We start from the raw sequence: 5,021 nt of genomic DNA, 5'->3' as shown, positions 1-5,021 counted from the left end.
GGCTCAATTATTAAATATAGTGATAAATAAAACTAACTATTCAAATATAGATGGACGACCTTTAAAATTCGTATTTATATAGGGATGTTTACCTTTAGTGTGCTTATATCAACAATTAATTTTCTTTTTGAGGAATTATTCATAGATTTTATCATTTCTAATACTTTATTGTAATGCTCATACGAATTCAAATATATCATCTCCTAAAAAATCTTTGTTAAGATGATTAACACATTTTATCACTTTTATTCATAATACAGCCAAATAAATTAACTAGAGCTTAAGTAATCTTTATAGCATAGGTAATACTTCTTTAGCTTTATTAAAAGAGAAAAGCAGGTATTAGACATTTTAATTTAATCTATTACCCACTTAAATTTTAACTTATTATATTCTTTTTAATTTCTTCGTAAATTTTCTTTCCAGAGCTTCCGTCTTTTGCATTTTCAACACAATTATTGAATACTTCTACCCTTTTAGAATAAAGAGTATCTTCATATCCACTTATTACACCCTCAATATATTCTGAGATATCTTTTTCATATATATCATAATTATATAAATCATCTATCAGACATTTTTCAGATGGGTTCTTCCTATACTTTTCAAGCAAATAAACAGATTTTCCCATTGCCATCACTTCATTTACCATTGAACTTCTTACTGAAATCACACCATCAGCTATATATAATGCAGTTTTATATTCTTTTGATAAATCAATAAATGTATTATCTAATTTATTAAAAATATTTTTCATTTGTTTATATGGTTCATTTAAGTTAGGTAATGTATTTCTTATCCATGTTTCTTCTAATGGATGTGGTCTCCAAATTAATATACAGTTATTTTTCTTTGCTATTTTTTGAACTATATTAACAATAATATTTAAAGCCTCATTAGACATTCTAGAATAAAATGTCAAAGTAGTAATTAATAAAAATACCTTCTTATTATTAATAATATCTTTCCATTCTCCTATATCTTCTAATCCTTTTTCCCTAAGATTATATATGGAATCAAATTTAGGCGAACCTAATGCTAATACCTTACCGATAAAAGCACTATTTTCTTCATACTTTTTCTTAACATTATTATTCTCAGCTATTATTTTATCTACATAATAATTTGCTACATGATTAAGTCCAAACAAAGGTTCTTTTGAATTCATTTCATAGCTACCATTTGTGTAATAAGGTATATAAACTAAATTATCAGTATATTTTTTCAAGTTTCTAGAATAATATTCTTCAGGCACTCTTGTTAAAGTATTAGTATCATCATAAGGATTATGTATGAATATCATATCTGGTTTTTCCTTTGATATATCATATTCCCAAAACTTTATAACAGGAACATAATCAGGATACATTTCCCCCTCATAACATATCCTTAACTTATTTAGATTTTCATCTATATCATGATATGGTATGGGAACCACAACTGCTTCACAATTTTCATCCTCACACGCAGCCTTCCATACACTCTCTAGTGATGTCCACATAGAAGCCTTATAAGGTAAAAATACAGCTTTTAATTTTCTTTTCTTCTCTATATCTTTAATTAAGTCGTTTACTTCCCCCTCAAAATAATTGAGACTGCTTTTTTTATTAGGAATATCCAAATCTTTATATTTATTCATTTTATCTATACAATTTAATATTTTATCAAGACTAAAATTTACCTTTTTTGCAACCAAAAAATTCAAAATATAGCTTAAAGCACTTAATGAATCCTCAATTAAATATTGAGAATTTTCAATATTTAACTTAGCAAACTCAACTGCTTCTTTTACTGTTTTGAGTAAATCAACAACTGATTTTATTTCATCTTTATTCATATATAATTATCTCCCCATATAAATTGCTAATTTAGGCTTTTTACTTCTTTATATCCTGTCATACTTTCTATCATCCTTCTATAAGATTCTTCTAAACTCACTTCTGCTTTCCACCCTAAGCTCTGAATCTTTTTAGAACTTAATTTCATTTTTTCCTTAGGTGCATAACCATATGAAGCTATATCTTCTGGAACCTTTATAACAACCTTAATGTCTCCTTTTGCAATTTTCTCAGCCACCATTTCAGCCATTTTCTTTATAGAAATGCAAGACTCTTCATTACTTATTGTATACGCTTCTCCATCTTCTCCCTTATTAAGTAATGTAAAAATCCCAAGTATAGCATCTCTTATATAACAATAATTTCTTATTGATTCTCCATCAGTATGTAAAATAATATCTTCTTTATTTATTACACTCCTAGCAAACTGTGCAAACACTCTATTATCATCCTTTACTACACCTGGCCCAAAAGTTTGCGCAAGTCTTGCTATCTTTACTGGCAACTTATATTCTGAATAATAAGCTATACATAAATTTTCCACTAACCTTTTACTTTCTGGATACGAACTTCTAACCTTTAAAATATCAATATATCCCAAATCATCTTCAGCTATCTTATCTACCTTAAAATCAACAATTCCATATATCTCCATAGTTGACAAGTACACTATACTTTTCACTTCTTTGTTTTTTACTAGATCCAAAATATTTTTTGTACCATTAACTACACTATCTATTGTTTCTACAGGTTTATTTACAAAATCTTTAGATGCAGTCCTGCTTGCAGCATGAATTACATAATCTATTTTTTCTTCTATATTCAAAGGAGCTAGTATATCACCATAAACAATTTTTAAATCTTTATTTTCTAGTACATCTTTAAACTTTTTCTTAACTTTTTCCGCACTTCTAGCTAAGGCAATAACCTTTATATTAGAATTTTTTAATCTATTCTTACATAGTAAAGATTTAACTATTAGTGATCCAATAAGACCTGTTGCCCCTGTTACAAAGACAGTGCAATCATGTAAATTTTCTTCCTTTTTTGCAATCCACTCTAAATCTTCCTGTAGTATCTTATCACTTGGTGCTTCTAACATCATTATTTCTCCCCTTTATAAACCTAAAATTTGCGAACTCTCTCTAGCATCACATACTGCTCTAAAAATATAAAAATCCACAGGAGTAGTTATTTTTATATTCTCATTTGGTCCTTCAACACTATATAAAGAATGACCATAATGCTTCATAAGTTCTGCAGAATCTATAAAATAATCTATTGCATCTTCTTGAGCTTTTAAATGAGCTTCATAAATATCTTTTAAGTAAAAACTTTGAGGAGCTTTTGCTATCCTACATTTTGGTCTATCATATACACCCTCAATCCATCTATTTTCTGTACCAATTTCAACTACAGTTTCTTTAGCATATGTAACCGTTACTGCAGATCCATACTCCTTAACAGATTCTATATTTTTACTTATTAATTCTTCATTTATTAAAGGTCTTACTCCATCATGAATTAAAACCACTGTGTCTTCTCTTTCACAAAATTCTTTATTTATCTCTTTTAATCCATTAAAAATAGATTCCTGTGAAGTATTTCCACCTTTTACAATCCACTTAACCTTTTTGAAACCATATCTTTCAACTAATTCTTCAAGATAACCTATCCACTCTTCCAAGCAAGATATTGCAATATAATCAATATCTTTATGCCTTTCAAACCACTCTAATGTATATATTATTATTGGTTTTCCATGTAATTCTAAGAATTGCTTTGGCTTACCTTTACTATTCATTCTTTGACCAGTTCCACCTGCAAATATTAATGCTATATTCATTTTTTCTCCTCTCTACTATACCCACATCTTATTATACAATATTTATACTAATTTTCTATAATATATAAAATAATCTTTTTTATATATTTTTTGTATTTATTTTAACATTTAATTATCGGTAAATAACCTATTTTCTTAAATTGTTATTTTTATACATAAAAAAGCAGCGCTATTCTTTTTAATAAAAGAATTAACGCCACTTTAATATAAACATTCTTATTTAAGTTCGCTCTTTATATATTTATGAATTTTTTCTCCTGAACTTCCATCTGAATTACTAAATATACTTCTATTTACCTTTTTTTCTCTTTCCATATCTTCTTTTGGATAGTCTTTAACATACATTAAAAATTCTTCAATAGAATATAAATTACTCTCTCTTTATATAATTTTCAAAATTACCATCTACAAGTAAACTACTCTCTTCTTTTTTTACTTGAGCTATCACATCTTCTGTAATTTTAATATCATAATCTATAATTTCATTATTTTTATCATCAAAATGAACTATCTTATGATTTTCTATATCAAATAATTTAACCAAATTATTTTCTACATAAGAAAAATAATAACGCTGCCATGCATTTAATTTTCCTACTTTATCAAAATACTTAATACACTTCATACTGCCATCATTTTCATTTAATTTTAATAGCATATTTGACTTTGACGGTATAAGATAAATAAATCCATCACTATATTCTATACCCGAAAATGTAATATCACAACTATCAAAATCAACTGGATAATCAGTGTATTCCTCAATAGCTTCTGTTTCTATATTAAATCTAACTATGGCTCCTGACTTTCTTGGAGCTATCCATAAATTGCTTTTCCCATCAAAGCATATAGAATTAAATGTTCTATCCTTTCCTAGATCATATAAAACATAATTTAGTTCCTTCATATTAAAATTTAATAATAACCCTGAATTGCTAAATGGAGTATAAAAATTATCCTGAATAACACGAGGGCACTGAAAAAGTGCCCTTCGGAAAATTAAGTCCAAAAGATTGTTATTCAACAATCTTTTGGACTTTTTATGTTATACTTAATTTATTAAATAATAAGGGTGATTAGAGTGATAAAAAAGCAAGAAACAATGATTTTAAGTGAATATACAGGAATTTATGATTTGGTTGTTCCCAAAGACAATATGCTGAGAAAAATTAATGAATTAATTGACTTTTCATTTGTTTATGACGAACTTTCTAATAAATATTGTTCTAATAATGGTAGAAATGCTATAGATCCAATTCGTATGTTTAAATATCTTTTATTAAAGTCTATCTTCGATTTATCAGATGTAGATGTTGTAGAACGTTCAAAATATGATA

The 5,021-nt window shown here is 26.8% G+C and carries 5 protein-coding genes; 1 reads left to right on the top strand and 4 read right to left on the bottom strand.

What is annotated here, in order from left to right; translation table 11 throughout:
• Window positions 1-379 precede the first annotated feature (379 nt).
• The 4 genes from BM384_RS15555 to BM384_RS15540 all read right to left on the bottom strand — a co-directional run bounded on the left by BM384_RS15555 (window position 380) and on the right by BM384_RS15540 (window position 4,591).
• Window positions 380-1,837 carry a hypothetical protein gene (locus tag BM384_RS15555; protein ID WP_090014953.1) on the bottom strand — a complete coding sequence of 486 codons (1,458 nt, stop codon included), beginning with the start codon at window positions 1,835-1,837 and terminating at the stop codon, window positions 380-382.
• Between the two features lie 26 nt (window positions 1,838-1,863).
• On the bottom strand, window positions 1,864-2,943 hold the full coding sequence (locus BM384_RS15550) for an NAD-dependent epimerase/dehydratase family protein (protein WP_207650738.1): 1,080 nt from the start codon (window positions 2,941-2,943) through the stop codon (window positions 1,864-1,866).
• Between the two features lie 12 nt (window positions 2,944-2,955).
• On the bottom strand, window positions 2,956-3,684 hold the full coding sequence (locus BM384_RS15545) for an IspD/TarI family cytidylyltransferase (RefSeq protein WP_090014951.1): 729 nt from the start codon (window positions 3,682-3,684) through the stop codon (window positions 2,956-2,958).
• A 370-nt stretch (window positions 3,685-4,054) separates the two neighbouring features.
• Window positions 4,055-4,591: an NHL repeat-containing protein gene (locus BM384_RS15540; RefSeq protein WP_090014948.1), complete on the bottom strand. Its 537-nt coding sequence runs from the start codon at window positions 4,589-4,591 to the stop codon at window positions 4,055-4,057.
• 174 nt (window positions 4,592-4,765) lie between these two features.
• Here BM384_RS15540 and BM384_RS15535 point away from each other — a divergent pair.
• On the top strand, window positions 4,766-5,021 hold a 256-nt coding region (locus BM384_RS15535), incomplete at its 3' end, for a transposase (RefSeq protein WP_139232154.1).

This window comes from Clostridium sp. DSM 8431, from assembly GCF_900116755.1.
GTDB lineage: Bacteria > Bacillota > Clostridia > Clostridiales > Clostridiaceae > Clostridium.
The sequence above is the reverse complement of the archived record's forward strand: the minus strand, read 5'-3'. Positions and strand labels throughout refer to the sequence as shown.

Bases quoted from the DNA above. Each gene is read 5' to 3' on its own strand.
- BM384_RS15555 (WP_090014953.1), bottom strand. From the start codon at position 1,837: ATGAATAAAGATGAAATAAAATCAGTTGTTGATTTACTCAAAACAGTA.
- BM384_RS15550 (WP_207650738.1), bottom strand. From the start codon at position 2,943: ATGATGTTAGAAGCACCAAGTGATAAGATACTACAGGAAGATTTAGAG.
- BM384_RS15545 (WP_090014951.1), bottom strand. From the start codon at position 3,684: ATGAATATAGCATTAATATTTGCAGGTGGAACTGGTCAAAGAATGAAT.
- BM384_RS15540 (WP_090014948.1), bottom strand. From the start codon at position 4,591: ATGAAGGAACTAAATTATGTTTTATATGATCTAGGAAAGGATAGAACA.